This window comes from Rickettsia endosymbiont of Nabis limbatus, from assembly GCF_965196655.1.
Lineage (GTDB): Bacteria > Pseudomonadota > Alphaproteobacteria > Rickettsiales > Rickettsiaceae > Rickettsia.
Genome location: NZ_OZ239771.1, coordinates 106,976 through 131,260, shown reverse-complemented (window position 1 = coordinate 131,260; position 24,285 = coordinate 106,976). Strand labels below are relative to the sequence as shown.

Genomic DNA, 24,285 nt, shown 5'->3' with positions numbered 1-24,285 from the left:
TAAATAATTTATGTCATCTCAATATATTTATGAAATAAATGGTTTAAGCAAAACTATAAACGGTAAAAAAATTTTAAAAGAAACAAATTTATCTTTTTTACCAAGTGCTAAAATTGGAATAATAGGGCCAAATGGAGTAGGTAAGTCTACTTTATTAAAAATTATGGTAGGTATAGATAAGGAATTTGATGGTAAAGCAATGGCAGCACTAAATATAAAAGTAGGCTATTTACCTCAAGAACCGCATCTTAATCCAAATAAAAATGTATTTAATAATATCATGGAAGGTCTGCATGAGAAAAAGAAACTTATCGATGAATTTAATGAAATAAGTAATAAGCTAGCTACTGAAATTTCTGATGAAGAAATGAATCAACTTTTTAATAAACAGGCAGAATTACAAGAAAAAATAGATAATTGTGATGCGTGGGATTTAGAGCGGGAAATAGAAATTGCAATGCTAGCATTGCGTTGCCCATCAAAAGAGGCAAATATTAATGAAATTTCTGGAGGAGAAAAAAGAAGAGTTGCTTTATGTAAACTTCTTTTAGAGAAACCTGATATGTTATTACTTGATGAGCCGACAAATCATTTAGATGCAGAGTCAGTTTCTTGGCTTGAGAACTATCTTAAAGAATATAAAGGTACTGTAATAGTTATTACACATGATCGCTATTTTTTAGATAATGTTACAGAATGGATATTAGAAATAGATAGAGGTCATTGTGTACCGTGGGAGTCAAATTATAGTTCGTGGTTGGAACAAAAACAAGAAAAATTGGCTCTAGAAAGTAAAGAAGAAGACGTTAGAAAAAAACAATTAAATCGTGAGCTAGAATGGATTCGTCAAACTCCAAAAGCAAGGCAGTCTAAAAATAAAGCTCGTATTACTGCTTATCAAGAGTTGTTAAACAAACAGCAGGAACAAAAAAGTGATCCTACTCAAATAATTGTACCTAATGGTCCGCGTCTTGGTGATTTAGTTATTGAAGCAGAACATATAGCCAAAAAATACAATGATAAAATGCTCTTATCGGATTTTAGTTTTAAAGTTCCACGTGGAGCGATTGTAGGAATAATTGGACCAAATGGTGCAGGTAAAACTACATTATTTAATATTATTACAGGTAAAGTAGAACCTGATAAAGGCTCTATTAAAATTGGTTCAACAGTAAAATTAGGATATGTTGACCAATCGCGTGATCATTTGGATGGTAATAAAACTGTTTGGGAAGAAATTGCAGAAGGATTAGATGAATTGCAGCTTGGTAGCAGAATAGTTAAAAGTAGAGCATATTGTGCAGCTTTTAACTTTAGAGGAGGTGATCAGCAAAAGAAAGTTGGACAGCTTTCTGGAGGAGAGCGTAACAGAGTGCATTTAGCAAAATTATTAAAAGAAGGGGCAAATGTTATATTGTTAGATGAACCATCTAATGACTTAGATATTGACACGTTAAGAGCTCTTGAAGATGCAATTTTAGATTTCGCAGGTTGTGTATTAGTAATTAGTCATGACAGGTGGTTTTTAGATAGGATAGCTACTCACATTATTGCGTATGATATAAAAGGTAATGCCACTTGGTTTGAAGGAAATTATCAGGATTATCACGAGTATATGTTAAAAATAAACGGAGAAAATACTTTAAATCCAAAATATAAGCACAAAAAATTAATTTAAATATGTCACTAACACAAACATTAATAGTTTTTTTTATAGGATTGTTTGTAATAAAACCTGATGATATCCCGATGCTTATTAGGCAAATAAAACAAATCAAATCTTATTTTAGTAATGTTGGTTCATCAGAAGTGGAACAATTAAATTTCTACATACAAAAAATTATTAGTATAGAGGGATACTATGATGGTGACTATAATTTAGCTGCAATGAAAGAAAAGTATAATAAATTAGTCAAATCAGTTATAAATAATGATTTAAACAATATTAATGAATAATACAGTTCAACATTTTTTGGTTCATTTTATCTATTACTTAAAGCTGCATTGCAAATAAGATAAAATTATTATATAATTCCTTAAAACAATACCAATGGTTATTTTATATTATGTTAGACATACTTCTTTTTGTACATATTACTATCGCAATATTATTGATTATAGTTATTCTAATGCAACGTAGCGGTTCAGATGGAATTAGCAGTATAAGCGGTGGAGGAAATATGGGAGTGATCAGTGCTAAAACAGCAAATAATTTTCTTACTAAGAGCACTGTAATACTTGCGTCATTATTTTTAATAAATGCAATAATACTTGCTAATCTTTCTTCTCAGAAGAAACCGGATTTAGTATCTAAAATCAATGAAATTGAAGAAAATCAAGTAGATAATAGTCTGCCTATAGCTAAATAAATTGAAATAAAAAATTATGCAAAAAATAATAAAGTTAAAAGATTTAAAAATAGGCAATAATTTACCTTTTACTTTGATTGCTGGACCCTGTCAAATTGAGGGGCTAGATCACGCTTTGTTTATGGCAGAAGAACTTATTAAATTAACTACTAAACTTAATATTCCATTTATATATAAGTCTTCTTTTGATAAAGCTAATAGAACTTCTATAAACGGTGCTAGAGGTCCTGGAATTGATAAAGGATTGGAAGTTTTAGCAGAAGTAAAAAGAGCATTCAACTGTCCTATAGTTACTGATGTTCATAGTGAAAACCAATGTGCTGAGGTAGCTAAAATAGTTGATATGTTACAAATCCCAGCATTTTTGTGCAGGCAAACAGATTTACTTCAGGCAGCAGCTGTAACCGGAAAAATAGTAAATGTTAAAAAGGGACAGTTTCTAGCTCCTTGGGATATGAAAAATGTACACAAGAAATTAGAATCGTTTGGAGCAAAAGACATATTATTAACAGAGCGTGGTACATGTTTTGGTTATACTAATTTAGTATCCGATATGCGTAGTCTTGCGGTAATGGCTGAACTAAATGCTCCTATAATTTTTGATGCTACTCATTCTGTGCAGCAACCTGGTGGGCTTGGAGGAAGCACTGGAGGAGAGCGTAAATATGTAGAATTGCTTGCAAAAGCTGCGGTTGCAGTAGGGATTGCTGGTCTTTATATGGAAGTACACCAAGATCCGGATAATGCTCCAAGCGATGGTCCATGCATGATTAGGTTAGATAATTTAGAGCGTGTCCTTACAAAGCTCAAAAAATATGATGAAATTACTAAAGAAAAACAGTAATGATAACCTACAAAGAATTTGAGAATGTTCAGCTACATTCAGGAACAATTACTAAAGTAGAAGAGTTTCCAAGAGCCAAAAAGCCGGCATTTAAAGTTTGGGCTGATTTTTGGTAAAGAAATCGGAATTTTGCAAACATCCGCACAAATAACAAAGCATTATACCTCTCAAGAATTAATAGGCAAATCCATAGTCGGCTGTGTAAATTTAGGAGAAAAGAATATTGCTGGCTTCTTATCTCAATTTTTATTAATAGGGTTTCCTGATTCTAATAATGATATATGTTTAATCACGATTGATCCTAAAGTACCTAATACGCGAGTTTCGAATTAATATAGCATAGGATTTAGCATATCAAGAGAGATGTAATAGAAGGTTTATTATCAGACATTTGATAATTTATCAGTGCTGCAACCATATGCACAAAGGCATTTGTAACTGATCTATGCCTTGAATGCTCAAACTTCCCCAATAGTTTAATTTTACTAAACACAGATTCTATTAATGCTCTTTTAAGCAATAATATTTTATCCAACATAGACATAAGTTTATTTTTCATATTTTTCTTTACCCTAGTTACCATAAAAATTCCTTGCTCTAAAAGTTGTTGAAATAATTGTTGTGAAATATAACCACGATCTCCGAATACTTTACCAAAAAGATTTTTGATCATCAGTTCCAGCTGTTTTCTATCATCCTTATTGCCAGGGCTAAAAGATGCTTTAACTATACCACCGGCTCTATTAATTATTAGATGTAGTTTAAGTCCATAGAACCAACCTTTTGTTGTCTTACTGCGTGCTGCTATGCCGGCGAACACTTTATTCATTGAAATACGGTATCTCTTACATACCTCTATACTACTTGAATCTACAAAAGAAAGGCCATCACACTGATCCAAAATAGAATTGAATATCAGTACTAATAGTGGTAAATGTGGACCTATTATTTTTATAAATTGACTATAGCTTACTAATTGAAAATCTCTTTGATGATAAATCCATATTTGCTTCAGATAATAATTCTTAAAACAATCATAAGATGACTGCCAGTAGCCTATTATAATTGTTATTACTGTCATTGCTAAAGTAAAAGGGACCAGTAAATTGCACGAAAAAGGGACCAGAGAATTTGGTGTAACCTAATAAGGTTATAATGTGCAATATTCACTAGATAATTAATTAAAATAAATATCTAGTGATACAATGATAAGAATAAATATGTACACAACAATTATCACCCTTTATAAGCAAGGCAATAGTCAAAGAAATATTGCCAAACTAACGAGAATAGACCGTAAAACAGTAAGAAAAATAGTAAACCGTTATGTAGAGTCTGGTACAGAATCTCCTGCACCCTATGAACGATCTTCAGCACTGGATTCTTGGCACGAACAAATAATTGAGTTATTAGAAAAGAATCTAAGTTACATAAGAATTTTTGAAGAGTTAAAAATTCAAGGTTATACAAAAAGTTATGGTTCGCTAACCCGTTATATCAAAAAATATAAGATACAAAATAACAGTTGCATTCGTTTTCATACTTTAGCAGGAGAGGAAGCACAAGTAGATTTTGGTGACATAGGCTTACAGTATAATTCTAAGGGGCGTAGAGTTAAAGCATATGTATTTAATATGCGTTTAAGTTATAGTCGCCTTGATTATTATGAAGTAGTGTTTGATCAAAGTTGTCAAACATGGATACAATGTCATATCAATGCATTTAATTATTTTGCTGGCAGTCCAAAAGTAATAAAACTTGATAATCTTAAAGCTGGAGTGGTAGATAGCAATTTCTATGAGCCCGTATATCAGAAGGAATACAAACGTTTAGCTGATCATTATGGAATTTTACTTTCTCCTTGTCGTGTATATCAACCTCAAGAAAAAGGCAAAGTAGAATCAGGAATAAAGTATGTCAAAAATAATTTTTTTGCTGGACGTAAATTTCATAGATATGAAGAATTAACACATGATCTTGCTAACTGGTTAAATAAAGCAAATAACCGAATACATGGTACTACTAAAAAAATTCCTCAGGAACTATTTGAGCAAGAAGAAAGTAATAATTTAATGCCTTTACCATTAGAAACGTTTGATTTGTCATCGTGGCATAATCGAAAAGTAGCAAAAGATTGTCATATCACCATAGATAATAATTATTATTCCGTACCGGCAAAATATATATACAGTGAGGTACTGGTACAATTATCACCAAAACTTGTTCAAATATTTTCTATCCAAAATGATTTAATAGCAAGGCACGTTAGAACAGATGGCAAAGGAATATTTACCACTAATCCGTCTCATTATGCCAAATATAAACGTCTATGCCCAGGTTTTATAGAATATAGTGAACATTATCAACAACAAATGCAGCAGATAGGAAATAATTGCAGTTTATTATTAGAGTTATTACAACAAACACGAGTAAATGATTGGCAACGTTGTGCTAGAGGTATTATTTCTTTACGTAAGGTTTACAATGATGAGTTAATAGATAAAGCTTGTCATAGAGCATTACATTACGGTATAAGTTCTTACTCTAAAATTAAAAATATCTTAAATAGTAATGCAGTAAACTTACCATTGCCAGAGTTTGGAGGTCAGAATGCAGAACTTGCTTAATGACCTACGTAGTTTTAGATTATCAGGTATAGTCAATAGCTTAAATGAAAGGATTATTTATGCTCAAAATAATAAACTAGGATTTAAAGAATTTCTCTCACTATTATGTGAAGATGAAAAATCTCACCGTAAGGATAATAATTACCGTCGTCGTAAAAGTGCTGCTAAATTACCAGTCACTAAAAATTTAGAAGACTTTGATTTTCAGTTCCAACCAAGTATTGATGCCAAAGTAATAAGTGATTTATCTACTTGTGATTATATTAATACTAAGGGCAATGTCATATTCATAGGTAATTCTGGAACTGGCAAAACTCATCTTGCTATTGGATTAGCATTAAAAGCTTTAACACGAGAATACTCTGTATATTTTACTACGGTATCGGATATGCTTTATAATTTACATATTGCAAGAGCAGATAATAGCTATCACAAAAAAGTTAAATTACTCTTATCATTTGACTTATTAATTCTTGATGAGTTAGGTTTTAAGCAATTACCAAAACATTCAGTAGATGATTTTTTTAATATTATTGCTAAACGATATGAAAATAAATCTACCATTATTACCACAAACAAGGATTTTGAAAGATGGAATGAAATATTTGCTGATGAGTTATTAACTCATGCAATTATTGATCGAGTAGTACATCATGCACATATACTAAACATCACAGGTAAAAGTTATCGTATTAATAACTATAAATTTGGAGGTCATTTGACATAAAAATTTTTACATATAGTGGTCCCTTTTTCGTGCAATTTACTGGTCCCTTTTTATTTGACAATGACATTACCTCACTTCTGTTAAGTCGACTTTTAGGACCAGATTTGTTGTTATGGTTAGTAATTGAATTTGTATGCTTGTCTAATTCTTGAAAAAAATCATCGACGTAACAAAATATTTCTGTAAAATCCATTATCATAGGTTATTGCTCTTAAAGTTTTTTCAATAACCTATAAACTTTTTTCTTATACTATAAATACCATATTTTAATTAGCAATTTGTATTTTGTACTCACTTTATAACAAAAACAGTATTATCAATATCCCCGTAACCCACTGTTTATCAGCTATACAGCGACTTTTTGAATACGAAACTCGCGTTAATGGTCAAAAATTGTGTTAAAACTTAAAACCCTCCTCAAATTAATCGTATTCATTAGTATATTTTTGTTTATTTATATTTTGCAATGGCAAAGTCCTAAAGTAAATAATGAGGTAGCTGAAGATATAGGAAAGTGTTTATATGCAGAAGTCAAGATTTGATCTTACAGGCACTATAAAAATTATATCTGAATATCTGATAAATTATGACTGTCAGATGAGTATTCAAGATATAAGATTTCATTGTTCTTTTCAATAGCTAATTTCTTACTATCCTTAAAAGTTTGCATAGGCGTTTTACCATAACAATATTTTCCTGAATGTGGTCGCTCATTATTGAAATGCTCTAACCAAATATCAAGATCTAATTGTAAATCATCAAGATCAGTGTAGATCTTTTTCCGCATAGCTGTATCAAAGAATTCTTGTTTCATAGTTTTATTAAAAGGGGTCGTTGAAAGATAATTTTTGATAGTAAAATAAGAGGAAAGGAGGTAATAAATATTTTAAAAAAGAAATTCTGTTTAATATAGAGATAAATGTTATTCAATAGTGTAGTAATTTAATAGAGATTTGTTTACAGAGTTAGAATTTTTATTAATAAATTTCTTTAAGCCATTAAAGTTGTTAAAACCACTAATCGTTTTAAATTAAAACATATGGCATTCATAAATTCGGAGAATTGATTTTTGGCAATTCCTATATATCTAACCCGCTTATTATCTTTTGAAAATACCATCTCGAAAGGTGCTCTGATTTTCGTATAATATTTATCAAGGTCAAAATTCTTATCTTTCATATTATTTTTCTTTATTGCACAAAGATGGACTCCCTTTTTAGCTGCTGCATTCTTGGTAGAGATTGTACAATAACCTTTATCAACATATGTAGCACCAGAACTTGGCATAACATGCTTAAAACCTTTGCTATCGGTAACATTTGCAGGGGTAACTGCAACCTTATTGATCATGCCTGATTGAATATCAACACTCACATGTTTTTTATAACCATACCAAAATTTATTCCCTCCCTTACAGCCAATTTTGGCTTGTTTATCCTTTGCAACCTTAGGCAAAGTCTCATTATTCAATTTATCATATTTTTGTGCTCTTAGTTTATCACGTTCCTCCCAGAGATTAGCTTTTGAGATTAAATGAGAAGCATCTACAAAGGTAAATACTTCACCCATATAGCCTTGTACTCGTAGTTGATCGCGGAATTTTGTAAATATTTTTGATAGTAAATTAGTACCTATTTTTTTACGTATTTTACTAAATACACTATAATCAGGTGTCTTTTCTGTAAGAGCAAAATTACAAAACCATTTCGCCGCTGTGCTATCAGCTAAATAACGTTCTAATTCCCGATCAGATAAGTCTTCCATAAATTGTAGCAGCAAACATTTAAACAGCCTCTCTATACCATATCCTTTATAATTAGCTTCGCATTCTAATGCTAATAACTCAGCTTCAACTGCTTTGAATTTGAATAAACTTTTGAATTTACGATATTGATGATCCGCATTTACTAACTCATCTAAACTTACCATTAGCATTTGATACTCTGACATATAAACATATTTTTTATTTTTTTATTATACCTGCTACCCTCTCATCTCGCAACAGTCCCTAAAACGTTCACACATACCATTTGTTTGAGGAGAATATGCTTTAGTAATAGTATGTTCTATACCTTCGATACTTAGAAATAATTCAAAAGCATGATGCTCTATATTTCCCTTATATTCTGACCCGCGATCTGTCAGAATACGAAGTATTGGTATGCCTTGAGTTTCATACCATGGTAACACGCGGTCATTAAGCATATCAGCAGCAGTTAAAGCTGTTTTATCAGTATATAGTTTAGCATTAGCTACTCTGCTATAGCTATCAATAAATACCTGAGAATAAACCTTACCTATACCCTTAAAATTTCCTACATAATATGTATCTTGGCATCCTAGATAACCTGAATGCTGTGTCTCAATCTCGCCATGGGCTTCTTTTTCGCTACGTCGTTTCTCTAGTACTTGTAACTGAGATTCAGTAAGTACAATACCATCCTGAGCCATCCTTGCTTCTAATGCTTTAAGCCTTTTATTGATATTGTTTAAATCATTACGTAACCAAATTGATCTCACTCCTCCAGGTGATACAAGTATACCGCTCTTCTTAAGCTCATTTGATACTCGAATCTGTCCATATGCTGGATATTCTATTGCCATATCCATTACTGCCTTCTCTATCGCTGGATCAACTCTATTCGCTATTATTGGCTTCTTCCGGCTAATCTCATACAACGCTTCTTCACCACCAGTTTCATACAGTTCTTTAAATCTGTAATAACTATCTCTGCTATAGCCCATCGCTTTACATGCTGATGATATGCTACCAAGACTCTTAGCGAGTTCTAGTAATCCTAATTTTGGCTTTATTATTTTTTGATTTAAGTTCATTTCTTATCTCCATTTAATAATTAATTTATTTTACTAAATGTAAGATAAAATCTCAACTATTACAGTTTATATAAAAGCAATTATAAGAGTCTTGAACTAAATTCTTTGCAAGGGAAATTTAAAGTTTCCTATATCCCAAATGCCGAAAAAAATTGTTTTAATCCTTCTTTTCCTATTATTCATATTAAGCTTAAGCAAGAGCATAATGCTTGGCTTCAGATCGTTCGCACTGATTCTTTAGATAAAAAATTACAAAAATTTATAGATACTAATGTAGAATTACATCCTTTTTATACTTTGGAGCAGGATTTCTACGATGCTCCTTTATGGTCTTATACACTTTTTTCTAAGCCGTTAACTTATTGGTCTGCCCATACTTATGCAGTAAAAGTAGATCATCAAAATAAAACTATTAAAGTTATTGGAGGAATTAAATGAGGATTTAAGTTAAATTATTTCTCTATTAAGCCTCAAATGATTTTACCTTCAAGTCTTGATGCTAATGATTGGCTGAAAGATGTAGAAATATTTAAGCAAGCTTTAGCAGGTTATAAAATAGATTAAGGACCGTTTAATGAAGAAATAAAGATAGGTATTATATATTTATAGGTATAATATGCAAGAGTTAGACCTAGAGCAGTACCAATAACTATAATACGAAATTTTGCAGGGCTAAAAATTAAAGCAACAATTCCAAGAACTATTGCTATTTTTACTATATCTGATGTCGTATAAGCTCTATTATTTATGGCATAAACATTAAAACTTATACTTAAAATCGTTAGTATAAATAATAAATTTTTAAACATATTATACCTCAATAGGACCGGTAGTTAAGCCGTTTATAAACTGCTTTAAGTAAGGATTATTACTATTACGCATTTCGTCTTTGCTACCATACCACTTAATTTTTCCTTGATAAATCATTGCTATTTCTTTAGCTATTTTTTCAGCACTAATCATATCATGAGTTATAGTAATTGTAGTTGCTCCTAGCTCTTCTTGGATTTTTATAATCAGCTCATTAATAACATTCGCCATTATAGGATCAAGTCCTGTTGTTGGTTCGTCAAGGAATAAAATCGATGGAGTGCTACAAATTGCTCGTGCAAGTGCTACTCTTTTTTGCATGCCTCCTGATAATTCTGATGGATATAACTCAAGAATTCTAGGTGATAAACCTACTGAGTTAAGTTTTTCTCCGGCAAGATCGTTCTTTTCTTTTTTAGATAATTTATTAGTATCAAAAGTAATATTATCGCGTACATTTAAAGAATCAAAAAGAGCACCACCTTGGAATAAAAATCCAATATCTTTCATAACCTCAAACCTTTTTTTGCTTGAAATATCTTGAATTTCTGCATTATCAATAAAGATTTTACCTTGATCAGGCTTAATTAACCCTATTATATTTTTAATTAGGACCGACTTACCGCTACCTGAACCGCCTAAAATGACTAAAGAGCTACCTTTTTTAACATCTAAATCTATTCCGTCTAATACTTTATGGCTATTAAAAGACTTGTATAACGATCGAATCTTAATTTTTATTTCTTCTACACTCATATATTTTTTATACTTTAAAAAATAATTCGGTTATTAAGTAGTTACTAATTAGGATTAAAATGGAAGAATTTACTACTGCTGAAGTAGTTGCTCTTCCAACACCTTCAGCTCCTTTACCTGAATAATAACCACTATAGCAACTTATTATAGAAATAATAAAGCCAAAAACTCCAGCTTTAACAAGACCAGATATTACATCTATTGGCTCTAAATATTGAAAAGTACTAGTTAAATAAGTGCTGCTGTTAAAGTCAAGCTTATATACGCCAACTAAGTAACCTCCCATAACCCCGATTACATCGCCGATTAAAACTAGACAAGGCATAGTAATAATAGCTGCAATTACTCTTGGGAAAACGAGATATTTAATAGAATCTGTAGATAGAGTATATAAAGCATCTACTTGTTCGGTAACTCTCATAGTACCTATTTCCGCTGCAATTGATGCTCCTACTCTTCCTGCTACCATTAACCCCGCAAGCACTGGTCCAAGTTCCCTAGTTAAGGATAGCACTACTACAGTTGCGATAGAACTTTCAGCAGAAAAACGAGAAAATCCTGTATAACTCTGTAATGCCAATACTGCACCTGAGAAAAAGGTAGTCATGGCAACAACAGGCAGCGAATAAAAGCCAATAAATAATAATTGTTTGATAATTAAACTAAAATATAAAGGTGGTCTTATAATGCTAGTAATGGCAGCTAAGCTAAATATAGAAAATTTGCCGATACTTTGTGCTAGTTTTATGGTGCGTTCACCAATAGAATTAGCTATATTTAATAACATGTGTATTATTCATTTTTATATTTTAAATTATTAATGTTATTTTAGCTGTCATGCCGTGGACAAGCAACTAGACAACAATAAGGTTATAACATTATCAAGTGTAAATTCTCTTATATCTATTACCAAGGCTAGTTAATATCTCATATCCTATAGTACCTATAATATCTGCTATTTTATCAGGAGTGCAATTATTTCCAATAATTTCTATTTCTTGTCCTAGAAAAATATCCGAGGATGGTAGATCGGTAACATCAATATTGACTAAATCCATTGATATTCGTCCTATTATTGGGACGTTGCGACCATTAATAAATACTGTACCTTGATTACTAAAATTACGACTAAATCCATCAGCATAGCCAAAAGGCAGAGTCGCGATTAAACTATCACGCTTGGTTGTAAAAGTCATATTATAGCCGATACGATTCCCATATGTCAATTTTTGTAAGTGAATTATAGGTGCTTTTAATGTTACAGGGTTTTGCATCGGATTGGGTTTGTTATTGTTTAAAGGATTTAAACCATATAAAGCAGCACCAGGTCTTACTAGATTAAAATGATAATCTTTCCCTAAAAATATACCGCCAGAATTAGCAAGACTTGCTTTAGCAGTTGGGAAATATTCCAAATAAGCTTTAAATTTGTTCAGTTGTTCTAGGTTATAAGGGTTATCGCTATCCTCAGAAGCTGATAAATGGCTTATGATATATTCCACATTCAACCCTTTTAACAAATCACGATTATTAATTAGCTGTTCTATCTCATTATGGTTTAGCCCAAGGCGATTAATACCAGTATTAAAATGCAGGTAGCAAGGTAGTAATTGATTTTTTAGACTACTAAATTTTTGCCAAATCTTGATTTGGTTTAAGTTATTTAGAACAGGTATTAAATTAACTTCTATAAGTTCTAAAGCATCATGTTCAAATACGCCGTTAAGAATAAGAATATTTACTTCGTTGCCTATAGCTTTACGCAAAATAATTCCCTCATTGCTTGAGGCAACAAAAAAATATCGGCAATTTTCTTCTAGCAAGGCTTTAGTAATTTCTATTGCACCGAGTCCATAAGAGTTAGCTTTAACTGCCGCTCCTACTTCAGTCATTTCACAAATATTTTTTAATAAACGATAATTAGCTTTTATAGCTGACAAATTTATTTCAAGAGTGCATAAACTCATATTATATTTTTTAACTCTTTTACTAAGACAGGTAGTATAGGTATTATATGAAATTTAGAAGATAAGTCATCTGTTTCTATAGTATCGGTAATAAAAATACAGTCTAATACTGCTGGTATATTATAACTTCTTGAAAGTACAGCATGCGTAATAAAAGCATTGACCGATAAAGCTCCGTGTTGCTTTAAGAAATTGGCAGCTTTATAAATAGTTTCACCGCTATCGATAATATCATCAATTAATATACAATTTTTGCTCTCAACATTACCTGCTATAGATATCATATTACAATTATTGTTTATATCCCTTTCTTTAATTATATAAGCTACATCTATGCTTAACAAGTTTCTAATGGCTTCTACCTTATGTATGCTTCCTTTATCGGGTGCAACTATAATACAATTTTTATAATTTTGCAAAAATGGTAAGTATAATTCGATAGGTTTGAGATTAGAAATAGGGAGGTTAAAAAGTTTTTCTATTTTGTTAGAATGCAAATCAATGGTAATTAAATGAGTTACTCCTAGTTTTTCTAGAAAATTAGCTATTAATTGTGCTGGCATAGCAGCTTGATTTGATGCTTTATCTTGCCTTGCATAACCAAAATAAGGCATCACTAAAATTATTTTATTTGCTCCTGCTTTTTTTTGCAGTATCTACAAGTAAAAATAGCTCAATTAAACGATTATTAACAGGTTTTGAAGTAGATTGTACTATGATGATATCTTCATTATGTAGCGATTCTTGAATTTCTACCTTTATTTCTGAATCATTAAAACAAGTGATTTTAGGTTCAATATACTTGATGTTTAACGTTATAGCTAAACGTGTTGCAAGTAGCTTATTACTACTGCCGGCTATTATTTTCATGTTAAGTTAGTTATAATGCAAATAGCGAATTATTAAATAATCCGCTATTTGGTTAGAAATTTTTATTTTATGGTTAGCAAATTACGAAAGTACTTGTTTATTAGGAATAATTATATAAAAAGTGGAAGTCGTTTTCCACCTTTTATATTCAGATTTTAAATATTTAATGTTACTATGAGATAGCTTCTATGTGATAGCCAGGATCGGCATTACCTATTTCTACTACTCCGCCATTTTCATGGACTTTATATGTTAAATAATTATAATGCCCACTATTTACCGGTAAAACATATAATTCATTGTGATAAGCAATTAGTTCAGGATAACTCGGATTATGACAAACTACAGGTTGATTAGGTACAGCTAATTTTACTAATTTACCACTTATATCATAACGCGAGTTTCGAATTAATATAGCATAGGATTTAGCATATCAAGAGAGATGTAATAGAAGGTTTATTATCAGACATTTGATAATTTATCAGTGCTGCAACCATATGCACAAAGGCATTTGTAACTGATCTATGCCTTGAATGCTCAAACTTCCCCAATAGTTTAATTTTACTAAACACAGATTCTATTAATGCTCTTTTAAGCAATAATATTTTATCCAACATAGACATAAGTTTATTTTTCATATTTTTCTTTACCCTAGTTACCATAAAAATTCCTTGCTCTAAAAGTTGTTGAAATAATTGTTGTGAAATATAACCACGATCTCCGAATACTTTACCAAAAAGATTTTTGATCATCAGTTCCAGCTGTTTTCTATCATCCTTATTGCCAGGGCTAAAAGATGCTTTAACTATACCACCGGCTCTATTAATTATTAGATGTAGTTTAAGTCCATAGAACCAACCTTTTGTTGTCTTACTGCGTGCTGCTATGCCGGCGAACACTTTATTCATTGAAATACGGTATCTCTTACATACCTCTATACTACTTGAATCTACAAAAGAAAGGCCATCACACTGATCCAAAATAGAATTGAATATCAGTACTAATAGTGGTAAATGTGGACCTATTATTTTTATAAATTGACTATAGCTTACTAATTGAAAATCTCTTTGATGATAAATCCATATTTGCTTCAGATAATAATTCTTAAAACAATCATAAGATGACTGCCAGTAGCCTATTATAATTGTTATTACCTCACTTCTGTTAAGTCGACTTTTAGGACCAGATTTGTTGTTATGGTTAGTAATTGAATTTGTATGCTTGTCTAATTCTTGAAAAAAATCATCGACGTAACAAAATATTTCTGTAAAATCCATTATCATAGGTTATTGCTCTTAAAGTTTTTTCAATAACCTATAAACTTTTTTCTTATACTATAAATACCATATTTTAATTAGCAATTTGTATTTTGTACTCACTTTATAACAAAAACAGTATTATCAATATCCCCGTAACCCACTGTTTATCAGCTATACAGCGACTTTTTGAATACGAAACTCGCGTATCATAGTTAACTTGAAGATAATAGTTAACTTGAAGAAGCAGTATCATCTGCACGTATTTTTTCACCATTAGGACAATTTAGCTCAAATTTTTCTCCTGGTTATGGTACTCGGAATAGTAAATGATTTATATTTTGTTACCTCAATAATTTTTTTATCATTAAATTTATATTTCAGCATAGTATTTATAGTGTCTTCTTGTACTTCACCATAATATTTATTTTGTTTATTAATAAGAGGTCTAATCTGTAATAGTTGAGATTTTATCTTACATTTAGTAAAATAAATTAAATGATACTCCTCGCAGCAGAGCTACGAGGTATCTATCCAAAAAGTTTTAACTGTTTTTGTTGAAATGCTTTATAAGAAGGTTTGCCTGAACCTTGATTTTTTACATAATTACGTAATTTCCGCTCATCACCATGTTTACCTACTGTGCTCATAAAATATCCTTTACTCCAAAACTCACTTCCCCATAATTTTTCTTTAAGATTTTTTTGGTCAAATAATTATTAAATGGAGATAAGAAATGAACTTAAATCAAAAAATAATAAAGCCAAAATTAGGATTACTAATGTAAAGCGATGGGCTATAGCAGAGATAGTTATTACAGATTTAAAGAACTGTATGAAACTGGTGGTGAAGAAGCGTTGTATGAGATTAGCCGGAAGAAGCCAATAATAGCGAATAGAGTTGATCCAGCGATAGAGAAGGCAGTAATGGATATGGCAATAGAATATCCAGCATATGGACAGATTCGAGTATCAAATGAGCTTAAGAAGAGCGGTATACTTGTATCACCTGTAGGAGTGAGATCAATTTGGTTACGTAATGATTTAAACAATATCAATAAAAGGCTTAAAGCATTAGAAGCAAGGATGGCTCAGGATGGTATTGTACTTACTGAATCTCAGTTACAAGTACTAGAGAAACGACGTAGCGAAAAAGAAGCCCATGGCGAGATTGAGACACAGCATTCAGGTTATCTAGGATGCCAAGATACATATTATGTAGGAAATTTTAAGGGTATAGGTAAGGTTTATTCTCAGGTATTTATTGATAGCTATAGCAGAGTAGCTAATGCTAAACTATATACTGATAAAACAGCTTTAACTGCTGCTGATATGCTTAATGACCGCGTGTTACCATGGTATGAAACTCAAGGCATACCAATACTTCGTATTCTGACAGATCGCGGGTCAGAATATAAGGGAAATATAGAGCATCATGCTTTTGAATTATTTCTAAGTATCGAAGGTATAGAACATACTATTACTAAAGCATATTCTCCTCAAACAAATGGTATGTGTGAACGTTTTAATAAAACTATGAAACAAGAATTCTTTGATACAGCTATGCGGAAAAAGATCTACACTGATCTTGATGATTTACAATTAGATCTTGATATTTGGTTAGAGCATTTCAATAATGAGCGACCACATTCAGGAAAATATTGTTATGGTAAAACGCCTATGCAAACTTTTAAGGATAGTAAGAAATTAGCTATTGAAAAGAACAATGAAATCTTATATCTTGAATACTCATCTGACAGTCATAATTTATCAGATATTCAGATATAATTTTTATAGTGCCTGTAAGATCAAATCTTGACTTCTACATCTAATCTTATGGTCTTCGGTATTAACAGTATTACTATTATTAGGTTTAATAATAACTTTGGTTTTATCTCCTGCATCCGTAACAACTTCTTCTGTTGTGCTAGTAGTTAATTTATAAGCACTTGTTAATAGCTCGCTAGCTGATCTACTCTTTTTAATTCCTTTTCCAATCCATTCTTTTACTTTTTCTCTTTTAGAAAATGTAGGGCTTTCTTGAGATTCAGTAAGTGTAGGACCATATTCAGGAGCTTTTTCTATAATATTTCCTTGGTTATCGGTATTTACAATTTCTACTTCTCCTTTATGCAATTTACGAGCATTTATTACTGTTTTACCTGCTATCTTTCCTCCATCCACAGCCATTTTCCCGCCTGCTATAGCAGCTTTTCCAGCAAACTTTGCTCCTTGATATGCTGCATAACATCCGATTACTATTAATGTCCCAAGTAGTTCTCCATCATCACTACCAGATGAAGATTTATTTCTCTGCCTACTATGCTGCTCATCAGCAGCGTAGATTTTTGCTCTTTCTCTTTCTTGTTCGCGATGATTTTCCCATTGTGCTGCACTCCACATAAAATATCCTCTATTTATAGTTAAGTAGAGCTATTTAATCATTTAACAATCAAAAGTCAAATATTATTTTTAGAAATTCTACTTATCGTTATATTTGTGGGAAAAATTTTGTAATTATTTGGAGATATTCATCAAGTATTTTTTGATTTCTTTCAACAAATTTTAGTGAATTTTTTTGATAGTTTTTTAACTCTATAGAATTACTAGGATCAAGCAAATATTCCAGTGTATTTAATAACTCTTGATCGTTTCTGATTTGAATAGCTGCTTTACTTTGCAACACACCTTTAGCAATATCAGTGTTTTTACTCATGTCAGGACCAAAGATAATACAATTAGAAAAGTGTGCCGCTTCTAAAATATTATGCCCGCCTTGTTTGAAAGAGCCGCCAATGAATGAAATTGATGCTACAGAGAAAAATAAACCCATTTCACCGAATTTATCAACTATATAAAGATCATCGGTTAAAACAGGTAAGTCATTCTGTGATTTAGCAGTAGCTAATAAATCTTGTGCTATGCAGTTATCAAGAATTGATTTAATACGCTCAGGATGTCTCGGGATTAAGATAATATAGCAGTCTGTAACTTGTTTTTTTAAGTTTTTTATAATGGGTAAAATAATTTCCTCATCTTCCGGATGAGTACTAGCAAATACAATAACTCGCTTGTCTTTTAGATGTTCACTCAGCTTTACAAGCTCTTCTTGATTAACCGGAAGCTTTTCATTGGCAAATTTAATATTACCCAGATTAGTTGTGTTTGATATTCTAAGCTCATTAAATTTTTGTAAATCCCGTTCACTTTGCACAATAACTTTACTAAAATTTTTAACAATAAGCTGAAAAAAGCCTTTTCTTTTTTTCCAAGATTCAAAGGATTTATCGGACATACGAGCATTCACAAGTAGTAATTTACACTCTTTTGCTGCTTCATTGATAGTAGCGGGCCATAATTCCGATTCTATGAAAATACCTAAGTTAGGTTGCCAGTTTTTTAAAAATATTTTAGTGAAAATAATATTATCTATTGGAAGTAGCTGATGAATAGCTATTTTAGGTAATTTGCTACTTAATATTTTAGCGGAAGATTGTGTCCAAGAAGTAACTAAAAAACGGATATCAGGATAACGCTTACTTATATTATCAACTAAATTTAAAGCAATCATAGATTCGCCGACGCTAGCCGCATGAATCCAAACTAAAAATCTATTATCTTGCCTATGTTTACCGATGGCAAAACGCTCCTTAACACGTCTTATATCTTCTTTGCCTATTAATAAGCGAATGAAGATTATAATAAAATAAATAGGTAACAACAAAAAACTTAAAAAGTAATATAAACGCATCATTTTATTAAGTTCTCAGTTAAATTAACTAAATATTTTTCAAGATTCATATGATTTTGTACCTTATTATCTGTCAGTTTTAAAGGTGACCCTACTATTATTTTAATCGTACAAAATGGCAAAGGTATTATTAGCTTATCCCAGCTTTTTAACCTAAAACATCTGGAAGTAGTGCTAACGATAGGAATTAGTTTTTTGTTGTATTTATAAGCAATTTCGGTAATTCCGCTATTTACTTTATATACAGGACCTTTAGGACCATCGGGCGTAATTATTACATTTGCACCTTGAGAAAGCTTTTCGATAATACTCCGCAATGCTCCAAGCGGATTTTTATTGCTAGAGCCGACTATAACTTTGCAGCTAAATTTACCGACTAAATCATTTAAAATCTTGCCATCTAAATGCGGAGATATTAATGCGTAGACATCTCTATGTCCTTTAAACATAGCAGGACTCAATGCAAGCATATTATGCCAAAAAGCAAAAATTGCTCCTTGTTCGTTTAAAAACTTTTCTTTATTGCCATTGTCGTAAAATATAAATTTTTGTTTTGAAGTGAAATAAACAAACCGCAAATACCAATATAGTAAAATAGTAATTAAACTGAGTATAAATTTGTTACGTTTTAAAAATTTTTTAAAAGCTTTACGCATTGATTTTTTATTAGTTTAGTAGTTGTAACGTCATTGCGAGGAAAATTATAAAGTAATTTGACGAAGCAATCTCAGGAAGTTCGATAAGATTGTCGCGTCGATGTTACACATCTCCTCGAAATGACGCTATAGAATTACAAGCCCTTTCAATTCTCAAACAAGCCTCTTCCAACTCTTCCATAGAAGTAGCATAAGAAATCCTGAAATACCCCTCTAATCCGAAAGCAATGCCTGGTACTACGGCAACTTTTGCTTCTTCGAGTAAATATTCACCAAAACCGTTACTATTATTAATTACTTTGCCTGATTTAGTTTTAGCTCCAAAAATCTTATCGCATTTAATAAATAAGTAAAAAGCTCCCTCAGGTTTATAACATTCAAAATATTTCACTCTTTGTAGAATCGACAAAGCAAGATCACGTTTTTTCTCAAAATTTAAAGCATTTTGCACAATATAACCTTGCACGCCATTTAGTGCCTCAACGGCTGCTGCTTGGCTTATTGAGCAGGGGTTTGAAGTACTTTGTGACTGAATAATAGTCATAGCTTTGATTAAAGCTTTCGAACCTGCACCATAACCTATACGCCAACCTGTCATAGAATATGCTTTTGATACTCCGTTAACAGTAAATATCCGATCTTTTAAATCAGGTGCTATTTCTGCTAAAGTATAAAATTTAAAACCATCAAAAGTAATATGCTCATAAATATCATCAGACATGACGTTTACATGCGGATGCTTTTTTAAAATCTCAGCAATATTTTCTAACTCTGAATGGCTATAGCTTGCACCTGTCGGATTGCTAGGCGAATTAATAATAAGCCATTTTGTTTTAGGCGTAATTAACTGCTCTAAAGCCTTACCACTTAGTTTAAAGTTACTTTCAATACCGCAATTTACAAAAACCGGAGTACCTTCAGCAAGTAAAACCATATCTGGATAAGATACCCAATAAGGAGCAGTAATAATAACCTCATCACCTTTATTTAAAGATGCCATAAATAGATTATATATAACTTGCTTGCCACCGGTGCTAACTATTATTTCATCAAGATCATAATCTATATTGTTTTCTCTCTTAAATTTAGCCTTTATTGCTTCTTTTAAAGCTGGCATCCCTTCAACATTCGTATATTTAGTAAACCCATCTTTAATAGCTTTGATAGCCGCTTCTTTAATATTATTAGGTGTATCAAAATCAGGCTCACCTGCCCCAAGTGCAATAATATCAATGCCCGCTCTTTTAAGATCAAGCGTTTTCCTAACAACTGCAAGCGTTGTAGATGGTTTTATAGCATTTAATCGAGTAGAAATAATTGACATAACGTTAGTCCGTACTTAGGATTATTATTTGGTTTTTTATTATAGGCTTATGGCTTAAACTCCCATATTGTCATTCCGTGGCTTGTCCACGGAATCATATAGCCAATAAAAATACTAATAATTAATTAGTTATTTTACCAGATCTAATTTCCAAGCCAAGGAATAACACACTGCTGGGAATGACATTAAACACTTTTCCAAAAGAAATAATATATTAACTTCATCAATATTAAAATTATTTTATTTAAAAATTTATAAAGATATGCTTTATTATATTGGATAATATTTAATTTAAAAATAGCTATGCTTAGTAAAATAAAGGATAAAATCAAACATTTTTGCTTAACGATAATAAATATACCAAATTTTATTAAAAACAAAATTCTAGAATTTAAAAAATATTTAAATGATTGTAAATATAAAATGAATCATTTAAGTGAAACCAATTATGAGCTTGGACTTGAACATTTATATAGAGGTAATTTAAACGATGCGTTACTTAGATTTAAATTAGTTGATAACTTTTTTAGTCCTAATGATTCTAGAGTATATTACCAATTAGGTTGGACTTATTTTTTAAAAAATGACTATCCAAAAGCCATAAAATATTTAGAAAAATCAAATGAAAAATATAAAACAATTTTTATAAATTTTTTAAAAAATTATAAAAATGCTGCCGAAATACCTGTGGAAATTTGGGGAAAATACAGGGACTTAACTGCAAAAAATTATCCAAGTATTTTTAACAATGATAAAAATATTCATTTGCCTTATAGATTTATAAATGAGAGCTTGAAGCAAATAACTGACCTGCCAGATGATTATTCTATCCTAGAACTTGGTAGTAATATAGGACTTGTCGGATACGAATTAGAAAAGCGTTTTCCGGAGAGCTTTACTTTAACAGCTGTAGAAATTTCTAATTTAATGAATGATATTCAAGAAGAATATTATGCCAACCTTAAAATTTATGATCAGATATATAATGTTTCCATAAGTGAATTTCTAAAACAAAATTCAAATAAATTTGATATTATTTTAAGCTTTTGTGGATTAACTTTTACTAAAGATCTTTCTGCATATTTCAATGTAATATATTCATCGCTTAATAAAGATGGGTATTTTTCTCTTTGTTTACCTACTAATCCTAATACGCACTTTTCAGTAAAACGTAAAGAATTTATTTTTAATTTAAATGAAATAAATAATTTTTTACAAAAAAATAATTTTGTTATATTAACTTCTGAAGAAATAATTCTAGCAGAAAATAATAAATACGGTATTATTGTATGTAAGAAGCTATCTGTAGATATATCTTAACGCTAATTAAATTCTTTTTTGCTGCAAATTATAAGATTTTTTTGAAATATGAATAACTATTCCTTCAAAAATCTTATTAATTTTCGCTAAAAAAGCTCTTTAATTATCAATCAAAATATATCTACAGATAGCTTCATAAGAAAACTGAAAATAAATCATGAGAACACTAATTATACTTTCGATTATCATATGTTCATTATTCGCAAAAGCTGATCTTGAATATGTGGACGATGACATATACACCTATAATGGTAGCAGTAATATTAATGGTTGCCGAGAAGTTTACGATCCATACGAAAAATTTAACCGTAAAATATTTGCGTTTAACTCAGTGTTAGATTATATATTCTTACGTCCTTTAGCTGTTGGGTATAAAAATCTTACAAATGATTATATGAAAGCAAGGGTTAATAGTTTTGTTGGTAATATTGATATGCCTCTTACTACTGTAAATTACGGGTTGCAGCTTAATTACGATAAGACTATGAAAAGCTTATGGCGATTCATTATTAACACTACGCTTGGTGTTGGTGGGTTATTTGATGTGGCTAGTAAAGTAGGGCTGACATCAGATCGTCAGACTTTTGGTAATACTCTTGCACATTATGGAGTAGGTCCAGGTCCTTATCTGGTGTTACCGATAATAGGTAGTACTAATGCAAGGGATATGACTGACCCAATATTTACTAATTATGCACTTAATCCTTTAATGTATTATACCCATAAAGATTTTGAATTAAGTGTTTTAGCGATTAGTAAAATAAATGATAGATATAATGTATTATCATTTAGTGATTATGTTATGAAGAATTCGTTAGACCCTTATGCTACTATCAGATCGGCATTACACCAAGCTCGTGAAGCATCTGTTCAATATCCCAAAAACTTTAAATGCCCTAACCTAAAAACATAAATTCTAATTAAAAGAGGTTCTTATGCAAAAAATTATTACTAGCTTATTTTTATTGATTTTTACATTTTCATCTTATGCAGACGATAATGCACCTGCGGGTTTAAATGATTATGTTACTAACTTAGTAAATGAAGCTTCTACTACCTTAAACAACCCTAACTTATCCCAAGATGTAAAAGTTGCCAAAGCACATGAACTAATGCATAATAATCTAGATTTTGATTGGATGGCTAGGTATACATTAGGACGTAATGGGGTGCAAACTTTATCTAATGAACAAATTGCAAAGTTTACAGAAGTTTATTCTAAATATGTTACTAAAGCTTATACTGATCTGATAAAAGATTACAAAGGTGAAAAACCTCAAGTAACAGGAGTACGTGTTTTAAGCCCAAAAGATTCTATGGTTAGCATGAATATTAATAATAAAGGACAAGATATTAAAGTAGAATATTTAGTGCGTAAAATGGAAAATGGAAAATTTAAAGTTTCCGACGTTATTACAGAAGGTGTAAGTCTTATCGGTGCTCAACAACAAGATTTTACTTCGACTTTAAAAGACCAAGGTTTTGATGCTTTAGTACAAAGCCTACAAAGCCGTTCTTAAAAATTCGTCTATGCGTTCTTGCATAGATCAGTTTTCCTCTTGTCAACCCGTGGCTTGACCACGGGGTTCAGCTAAAAAATACTAATAAGATTAGTATTTTTTATTATTTATATGTAATAGTTGAGATTTTATCTTACATTTAGTAAAATAAATTAATTAATTAATGATACTCCTCGCAGCAGAGCTACGAGGTATCTATCCAAAAAGTTTTAACTGTTTTTGTTGAAATGCTTTATAAGAAGGTTTGCCTGAACCTTGATTTTTTACATAATTACGTAATTTCCGCTCATCACCATGTTTACCTACTGTGCTCATAAAATATCCTTTACTCCAAAACTCACTTCCCCATAATTTTTCTTTAAGATTTGGATATTTCTTAAATATTTCCTTAGATGTAATACTTTTTATGATTTGAGTTATTTTTGTTGGGCTATACATTAGTATTGACTGTAGTAAAAAATGTACATGATCTTTATCTACTCCTATTTCCAAAAATCTAATTTCATAACGAGCTTCTATGTCCTCACAAATTTTACATAAATAATCGTCTAGTTCCTCATTGAATATTACTCTTCTATACTTTGCCGGTGTTACTAAATGATATATTAGTACTGTGACATTATGACTTTTATGTATATAACTGCTTTCTTCCAT

At 30.9% G+C, this 24,285-nt stretch carries 25 protein-coding genes and 5 pseudogenes; 12 read left to right on the top strand and 18 right to left on the bottom strand.

What is annotated here, in order from left to right:
• Positions 1-10 precede the first annotated feature (10 nt).
• The 5 genes from ettA (at position 11) to ACOAL3_RS00665 (ending at position 3,546) form a co-directional block, all read left to right on the top strand.
• Entirely contained in the window at positions 11-1,678 is a 1,668-nt protein-coding gene (gene ettA, locus ACOAL3_RS00685; RefSeq protein ID WP_419235127.1) for an energy-dependent translational throttle protein EttA, read from the top strand.
• Positions 1,679-1,680: 2 nt separating this feature from the next.
• Positions 1,681-1,956: a DUF2672 domain-containing protein gene (locus ACOAL3_RS00680; protein WP_419235126.1), complete on the top strand. Its 276-nt coding sequence runs from the start codon at positions 1,681-1,683 to the stop codon at positions 1,954-1,956.
• A 110-nt stretch (positions 1,957-2,066) separates the two neighbouring features.
• On the top strand, positions 2,067-2,369 hold the full coding sequence (secG, locus tag ACOAL3_RS00675; RefSeq protein WP_011477996.1) for a preprotein translocase subunit SecG: 303 nt from the start codon (positions 2,067-2,069) through the stop codon (positions 2,367-2,369).
• Positions 2,370-2,385: 16 nt separating this feature from the next.
• On the top strand, positions 2,386-3,213 hold the full coding sequence (kdsA, locus tag ACOAL3_RS00670) for a 3-deoxy-8-phosphooctulonate synthase (RefSeq protein WP_419235125.1): 828 nt from the start codon (positions 2,386-2,388) through the stop codon (positions 3,211-3,213).
• 129 nt (positions 3,214-3,342) lie between these two features.
• A complete protein-coding gene (locus tag ACOAL3_RS00665) occupies positions 3,343-3,546 on the top strand; it encodes a hypothetical protein (RefSeq protein ID WP_419235124.1) in 204 nt (67 codons plus the stop codon).
• Between the two features lie 13 nt (positions 3,547-3,559).
• On the opposite strand, the pseudogene ACOAL3_RS00660 reads toward ACOAL3_RS00665, so the two are convergent.
• A pseudogene (locus ACOAL3_RS00660) lies at positions 3,560-4,288 on the bottom strand (IS982 family transposase); the annotation flags it as partial.
• 145 nt (positions 4,289-4,433) lie between these two features.
• Here ACOAL3_RS00660 and istA point away from each other — a divergent pair.
• The gene (istA, locus tag ACOAL3_RS00655; protein ID WP_419234561.1) at positions 4,434-5,840 is read left to right on the top strand and encodes an IS21 family transposase; all 1,407 of its coding nucleotides are present in this window, start codon (positions 4,434-4,436) and stop codon (positions 5,838-5,840) included.
• Positions 5,824-6,567 (top strand): IS21-like element helper ATPase IstB, encoded by a 744-nt coding sequence (gene istB, locus ACOAL3_RS00650; protein WP_419234522.1) that lies wholly within the window; start codon positions 5,824-5,826, stop codon positions 6,565-6,567. The genes istA and istB overlap by 17 nt, the downstream gene beginning before the upstream one ends.
• On the opposite strand, the gene ACOAL3_RS00645 is transcribed toward istB, so the two are convergent.
• The 4 genes and pseudogenes from ACOAL3_RS00645 to ACOAL3_RS00630 all read right to left on the bottom strand — a co-directional run.
• Positions 6,533-6,760 (bottom strand): hypothetical protein, encoded by a 228-nt coding sequence (locus ACOAL3_RS00645; RefSeq protein WP_419235123.1) that lies wholly within the window; start codon positions 6,758-6,760, stop codon positions 6,533-6,535. The two genes, istB and ACOAL3_RS00645, sit on opposite strands and share 35 nt — an antisense overlap.
• 369 nt (positions 6,761-7,129) lie before the next feature.
• Positions 7,130-7,393 (bottom strand): annotated as a pseudogene (locus tag ACOAL3_RS00640) (integrase core domain-containing protein); the annotation flags it as partial.
• A 164-nt stretch (positions 7,394-7,557) separates the two neighbouring features.
• Positions 7,558-8,517, bottom strand: a complete 960-nt coding sequence (locus ACOAL3_RS00635) for a transposase (RefSeq protein WP_419234543.1) — start codon at positions 8,515-8,517, stop codon at positions 7,558-7,560.
• Positions 8,518-8,577: 60 nt separating this feature from the next.
• Positions 8,578-9,402, bottom strand: a pseudogene (locus ACOAL3_RS00630) (helix-turn-helix domain-containing protein); the annotation flags it as partial.
• Between the two features lie 105 nt (positions 9,403-9,507).
• On the opposite strand from ACOAL3_RS00630, the gene ACOAL3_RS00625 reads away from it, so the two are divergent.
• A complete protein-coding gene (locus ACOAL3_RS00625) occupies positions 9,508-9,840 on the top strand; it encodes a hypothetical protein (RefSeq protein ID WP_419235122.1) in 333 nt (110 codons plus the stop codon).
• Between the two features lie 122 nt (positions 9,841-9,962).
• On the opposite strand, the gene ACOAL3_RS00620 is transcribed toward ACOAL3_RS00625, so the two are convergent.
• From ACOAL3_RS00620 to ACOAL3_RS00585, 8 genes and pseudogenes are all read right to left on the bottom strand, one after another.
• Positions 9,963-10,211, bottom strand: a complete 249-nt coding sequence (locus tag ACOAL3_RS00620; protein ID WP_395476821.1) for a DUF5510 family protein — start codon at positions 10,209-10,211, stop codon at positions 9,963-9,965.
• A 1-nt stretch (position 10,212) separates the two neighbouring features.
• Complete coding sequence (locus ACOAL3_RS00615; RefSeq protein WP_419235121.1) at positions 10,213-10,968, bottom strand: ABC transporter ATP-binding protein; 756 nt, start codon at positions 10,966-10,968, stop codon at positions 10,213-10,215.
• Positions 10,969-10,975: 7 nt separating this feature from the next.
• Positions 10,976-11,755 carry an MlaE family ABC transporter permease gene (locus tag ACOAL3_RS00610; protein ID WP_419235120.1) on the bottom strand — a complete coding sequence of 260 codons (780 nt, stop codon included), beginning with the start codon at positions 11,753-11,755 and terminating at the stop codon, positions 10,976-10,978.
• Between the two features lie 94 nt (positions 11,756-11,849).
• Entirely contained in the window at positions 11,850-12,935 is a 1,086-nt protein-coding gene (locus tag ACOAL3_RS00605; RefSeq protein WP_419235119.1) for an alanine racemase, read from the bottom strand.
• Positions 12,932-13,549 (bottom strand): ribose-phosphate diphosphokinase, encoded by a 618-nt coding sequence (gene prs / locus ACOAL3_RS00600; protein ID WP_419235118.1) that lies wholly within the window; start codon positions 13,547-13,549, stop codon positions 12,932-12,934. The genes ACOAL3_RS00605 and prs overlap by 4 nt, the downstream gene beginning before the upstream one ends.
• Positions 13,550-13,562: 13 nt before the next feature.
• Positions 13,563-13,805 (bottom strand): ribose-phosphate pyrophosphokinase-like domain-containing protein, encoded by a 243-nt coding sequence (locus ACOAL3_RS00595; RefSeq protein ID WP_395476817.1) that lies wholly within the window; start codon positions 13,803-13,805, stop codon positions 13,563-13,565.
• 425 nt (positions 13,806-14,230) lie between these two features.
• A complete protein-coding gene (locus tag ACOAL3_RS00590; protein ID WP_419234519.1) occupies positions 14,231-15,088 on the bottom strand; it encodes an IS982 family transposase in 858 nt (285 codons plus the stop codon).
• Between the two features lie 503 nt (positions 15,089-15,591).
• A pseudogene (locus ACOAL3_RS00585) lies at positions 15,592-15,714 on the bottom strand (IS200/IS605 family transposase); the annotation flags it as partial.
• Between the two features lie 83 nt (positions 15,715-15,797).
• Here ACOAL3_RS00585 and ACOAL3_RS00580 point away from each other — a divergent pair.
• A pseudogene (locus tag ACOAL3_RS00580) lies at positions 15,798-16,848 on the top strand (IS481 family transposase).
• A gap of 3 nt (positions 16,849-16,851) precedes the next feature.
• Here ACOAL3_RS00580 and ACOAL3_RS00575 read toward each other — a convergent pair.
• The 4 genes from ACOAL3_RS00575 to ACOAL3_RS00560 form a co-directional block, all read right to left on the bottom strand.
• Positions 16,852-17,463 carry a hypothetical protein gene (locus tag ACOAL3_RS00575; RefSeq protein WP_419235117.1) on the bottom strand — a complete coding sequence of 204 codons (612 nt, stop codon included), beginning with the start codon at positions 17,461-17,463 and terminating at the stop codon, positions 16,852-16,854.
• Positions 17,464-17,551: 88 nt separating this feature from the next.
• Positions 17,552-18,814: a lipid IV(A) 3-deoxy-D-manno-octulosonic acid transferase gene (waaA, locus tag ACOAL3_RS00570; RefSeq protein ID WP_395476815.1), complete on the bottom strand. Its 1,263-nt coding sequence runs from the start codon at positions 18,812-18,814 to the stop codon at positions 17,552-17,554.
• On the bottom strand, positions 18,811-19,467 hold the full coding sequence (locus ACOAL3_RS00565) for a lysophospholipid acyltransferase family protein (RefSeq protein ID WP_419235116.1): 657 nt from the start codon (positions 19,465-19,467) through the stop codon (positions 18,811-18,813). The genes waaA and ACOAL3_RS00565 overlap by 4 nt, the downstream gene beginning before the upstream one ends.
• Before the next feature lie 103 nt (positions 19,468-19,570).
• Complete coding sequence (locus tag ACOAL3_RS00560; RefSeq protein ID WP_419235115.1) at positions 19,571-20,791, bottom strand: pyridoxal phosphate-dependent aminotransferase; 1,221 nt, start codon at positions 20,789-20,791, stop codon at positions 19,571-19,573.
• Between the two features lie 303 nt (positions 20,792-21,094).
• On the opposite strand from ACOAL3_RS00560, the gene ACOAL3_RS00555 reads away from it, so the two are divergent.
• The 3 genes from ACOAL3_RS00555 to ACOAL3_RS00545 all read left to right on the top strand — a co-directional run bounded on the left by ACOAL3_RS00555 (position 21,095) and on the right by ACOAL3_RS00545 (position 23,631).
• The gene (locus ACOAL3_RS00555; protein ID WP_419235114.1) at positions 21,095-22,111 is read left to right on the top strand and encodes a methyltransferase domain-containing protein; all 1,017 of its coding nucleotides are present in this window, start codon (positions 21,095-21,097) and stop codon (positions 22,109-22,111) included.
• Between the two features lie 157 nt (positions 22,112-22,268).
• Positions 22,269-23,024, top strand: coding sequence for an MlaA family lipoprotein (locus tag ACOAL3_RS00550; protein WP_419235113.1), 756 nt, complete (start codon positions 22,269-22,271; stop codon positions 23,022-23,024).
• 22 nt (positions 23,025-23,046) lie between these two features.
• Positions 23,047-23,631, top strand: a complete 585-nt coding sequence (locus ACOAL3_RS00545; RefSeq protein WP_419235112.1) for an MlaC/ttg2D family ABC transporter substrate-binding protein — start codon at positions 23,047-23,049, stop codon at positions 23,629-23,631.
• 195 nt (positions 23,632-23,826) lie between these two features.
• On the opposite strand, the gene tnpA is transcribed toward ACOAL3_RS00545, so the two are convergent.
• On the bottom strand, positions 23,827-24,285 hold the full coding sequence (gene tnpA, locus ACOAL3_RS00540; protein ID WP_419235111.1) for an IS200/IS605 family transposase: 459 nt from the start codon (positions 24,283-24,285) through the stop codon (positions 23,827-23,829).

Excerpts from the sequence above, each read along its gene's own strand:
- ettA (WP_419235127.1), top strand. The coding sequence starts at position 11 with ATGTCATCTCAATATATTTATGAAATAAATGGTTTAAGCAAAACTATA.
- ACOAL3_RS00680 (WP_419235126.1), top strand. The coding sequence starts at position 1,681 with ATGTCACTAACACAAACATTAATAGTTTTTTTTATAGGATTGTTTGTA.
- secG (WP_011477996.1), top strand. The coding sequence starts at position 2,067 with ATGTTAGACATACTTCTTTTTGTACATATTACTATCGCAATATTATTG.
- kdsA (WP_419235125.1), top strand. The coding sequence starts at position 2,386 with ATGCAAAAAATAATAAAGTTAAAAGATTTAAAAATAGGCAATAATTTA.
- istA (WP_419234561.1), top strand. The coding sequence starts at position 4,434 with ATGTACACAACAATTATCACCCTTTATAAGCAAGGCAATAGTCAAAGA.
- istB (WP_419234522.1), top strand. The coding sequence starts at position 5,824 with ATGCAGAACTTGCTTAATGACCTACGTAGTTTTAGATTATCAGGTATA.
- ACOAL3_RS00645 (WP_419235123.1), bottom strand. The coding sequence starts at position 6,760 with ATGGATTTTACAGAAATATTTTGTTACGTCGATGATTTTTTTCAAGAA.
- ACOAL3_RS00635 (WP_419234543.1), bottom strand. The coding sequence starts at position 8,517 with ATGTCAGAGTATCAAATGCTAATGGTAAGTTTAGATGAGTTAGTAAAT.
- ACOAL3_RS00620 (WP_395476821.1), bottom strand. The coding sequence starts at position 10,211 with ATGTTTAAAAATTTATTATTTATACTAACGATTTTAAGTATAAGTTTT.
- ACOAL3_RS00615 (WP_419235121.1), bottom strand. The coding sequence starts at position 10,968 with ATGAGTGTAGAAGAAATAAAAATTAAGATTCGATCGTTATACAAGTCT.
- ACOAL3_RS00610 (WP_419235120.1), bottom strand. The coding sequence starts at position 11,755 with ATGTTATTAAATATAGCTAATTCTATTGGTGAACGCACCATAAAACTA.
- ACOAL3_RS00605 (WP_419235119.1), bottom strand. The coding sequence starts at position 12,935 with ATGAGTTTATGCACTCTTGAAATAAATTTGTCAGCTATAAAAGCTAAT.
- prs (WP_419235118.1), bottom strand. The coding sequence starts at position 13,549 with ATGCCTTATTTTGGTTATGCAAGGCAAGATAAAGCATCAAATCAAGCT.
- ACOAL3_RS00595 (WP_395476817.1), bottom strand. The coding sequence starts at position 13,805 with ATGAAAATAATAGCCGGCAGTAGTAATAAGCTACTTGCAACACGTTTA.
- ACOAL3_RS00590 (WP_419234519.1), bottom strand. The coding sequence starts at position 15,088 with ATGATAATGGATTTTACAGAAATATTTTGTTACGTCGATGATTTTTTT.
- ACOAL3_RS00575 (WP_419235117.1), bottom strand. The coding sequence starts at position 17,463 with ATGTGGAGTGCAGCACAATGGGAAAATCATCGCGAACAAGAAAGAGAA.
- waaA (WP_395476815.1), bottom strand. The coding sequence starts at position 18,814 with ATGATGCGTTTATATTACTTTTTAAGTTTTTTGTTGTTACCTATTTAT.
- ACOAL3_RS00565 (WP_419235116.1), bottom strand. The coding sequence starts at position 19,467 with ATGCGTAAAGCTTTTAAAAAATTTTTAAAACGTAACAAATTTATACTC.
- ACOAL3_RS00560 (WP_419235115.1), bottom strand. The coding sequence starts at position 20,791 with ATGTCAATTATTTCTACTCGATTAAATGCTATAAAACCATCTACAACG.
- ACOAL3_RS00555 (WP_419235114.1), top strand. The coding sequence starts at position 21,095 with ATGCTTAGTAAAATAAAGGATAAAATCAAACATTTTTGCTTAACGATA.
- ACOAL3_RS00550 (WP_419235113.1), top strand. The coding sequence starts at position 22,269 with ATGAGAACACTAATTATACTTTCGATTATCATATGTTCATTATTCGCA.
- ACOAL3_RS00545 (WP_419235112.1), top strand. The coding sequence starts at position 23,047 with ATGCAAAAAATTATTACTAGCTTATTTTTATTGATTTTTACATTTTCA.
- tnpA (WP_419235111.1), bottom strand. The coding sequence starts at position 24,285 with ATGGAAGAAAGCAGTTATATACATAAAAGTCATAATGTCACAGTACTA.